Annotated in this window: 2 protein-coding genes; both read left to right on the forward strand. The window is 29.7% G+C overall.

What is annotated here, in order from left to right:
• Positions 1 to 1,914 (forward strand): tetratricopeptide repeat protein (locus tag NF27_RS08160; protein WP_039458150.1); only part of this gene is annotated, 1,914 nt, incomplete at its 5' end.
• A 51-nt stretch (positions 1,915 to 1,965) separates the two neighbouring features.
• Positions 1,966 to 2,207 (forward strand): hypothetical protein (locus NF27_RS08165; RefSeq protein WP_039458152.1); only part of this gene is annotated, 242 nt, incomplete at its 3' end.

The raw sequence follows: 2,207 nt of genomic DNA on the forward strand, positions 1-2,207 counted from the left end.
ATATACCATCTAAACCTAGCAATATTAATTAATAAGAAGAAAGGTAATAATATAAATGAGTTAGTGATTAAATTATATAATAGTTTAGCTACTGCATATATAAAGCTAGGAGAATTCCAAAAAGCTAAAGAAGCTTTAGATGAAGCATTAATGGTTTCAAATATAGTTTATAGAGGAGAAGATAGCCCCTCAAAAGCGTTAGTAATAAATGGCTTTGGTTTATATTACTCAAGTATAAATGATGACCAAGATGATAAGATTAAAGCAAATGAATATTATAAAAGAGCTTATGAAATTAATAAAAAACTTAATAATTACCAAGGTATAATAGAAGTAACAAATAATCTAATTATTAATTACATAAAACTCGCTAAAATTAGTCAAAATGATAGAGAAGTTGCCATTAATTATTATAAAGAAGGATTAGTATATTGTTTTAACCTTAATAAATTGCTTTCAGAGCAAGGCCAAAATAATAACCTTATAAATATTAAATTTTCAAATCTTGTAAGGATGGCTCAATGTTTAATAGAACTTAAAAATTATAAGCTATGTAAACAATACTTAGATGAAGCAGACCAATTAAAGAAATATATAAAGGATGCTACTGAGCTTTACGGATTTTATAATACCCAAGGAGCATTATATTTTGCCCTTGGAGATAGAGAAACAGATTATAATAAGGCAATAGCTTTACACTACCATGTTGCATTAAAAAGTTTTAAAACTGCTAGAATGCTTTTTGTTTTGTTACCATCTTTAAAAACTAAAGAGACTCCAACTCTTATAACGAATATAGCAGAATGCTATATTCGAGTTTGTTTTTATAATGAGGCATTAAAATGTTTTGAAGAAAATCAACGTATGAATATAAGCGATATAAGTATTAGGGTTAAGGAAACTAAACAAAATATAGTACTTGTAAAAAGCAAAACTGGATATATTACACAAAAATACATACAGCCTGATGGAGCGGTAATAGAAAGAGAAATATTACTTAAAAATGGCAAACCAGAAATTTTTTATTCTAAAGACATTGCAATTAAGAAAATATTACAAGGATTAAACCAACATGACTTAGGTGCAATAAGCACCTTAGTAGATCTAGCTATGACAAATCAAGAAAAGCAAAAGAAAAAAGTTTGTGATAAACTACTCGAAATAATTTCTGAACACCTGCATGATTGGTTAAAAATAAATTTAGATATAAAACGATTAGCACCTAAGATTTTATTTAAAAGATTAAATGTTTTTATAAAAGAAGGTGTGTTGTTAACACAAGAATTTGAACTAATAGGCAGAATATTGCTGATAAGAGAAAAAAATGGAGATGTAAGTAGTGCAATACAGTTATTTCTGAAAGTCCTAGAACAAGATAATAAGCAGTCTTATTTAAGTGGTAAGGCATTATATGGATTAGCATGTGTATATGTGAAGCAAGGTAGGATAGAAAAAGCTATAGCATCCTTAGAAGAATGTATAGAAGTTCGCACTAAAGTAGATCCTAAGATGGTATATGAAGCAGAGGGGTTATTAAAAAAGATAACACCACAGGAACATGCTCATAAACAAGAAGGCAGAGTTGAGAATACAAAAGGGAAAGAAAAAGATGAGGATATTAAACCGAGGACAAGTCTTAAAGAAACTAGGTTAGAGAGAGTTAGAGCAGTGCTATTAAAAGAGATAGAAACTAAAAGATTAAAACCAGGCACAGAAGAAGTTGAGTTGAAGGTGATCGGCAATAGGAAGGAGATAGAGGAATGCTGTACAAAATTAGGTATTAGCAAGGAATCATTTAAGATAGAAGAACAGGAGAAGGGAGGAGATAGTAACCAAAAGAGTAAGGTATATATCAACATCAAAGCCTTAGACCAGCTAAGAGGACAGTTAAGTAATAAAGAAATAGGTAAATAAAGTATTAGGGAAATAGGCATATACAAACTCATTAATATAAGGAGTAAAGAAATGCGTCACAGTTCAGAAAATATCTCTCAATCCCAACAGCAGATTATAAGTGATGAAATATTAGCTTCGCAGTTACAGGTAGAAGAGCAGGAGAATAGGCGATTAGAAGAATTAGATGAAAGAAGGAAGAGTCAAGAAGAGATGAATACCACACCTAATGAAGAAGAAGTGGATAGAGAAAGAATATTGATATTAGAAGCTAGAAGAGAAGAAATACTTAAAATAATGAATGGGAAAGATTA

Source organism: Candidatus Jidaibacter acanthamoeba (assembly GCF_000815465.1).
Taxonomy (GTDB): Bacteria; Pseudomonadota; Alphaproteobacteria; order Rickettsiales; family Midichloriaceae; genus Jidaibacter; species Jidaibacter acanthamoebae.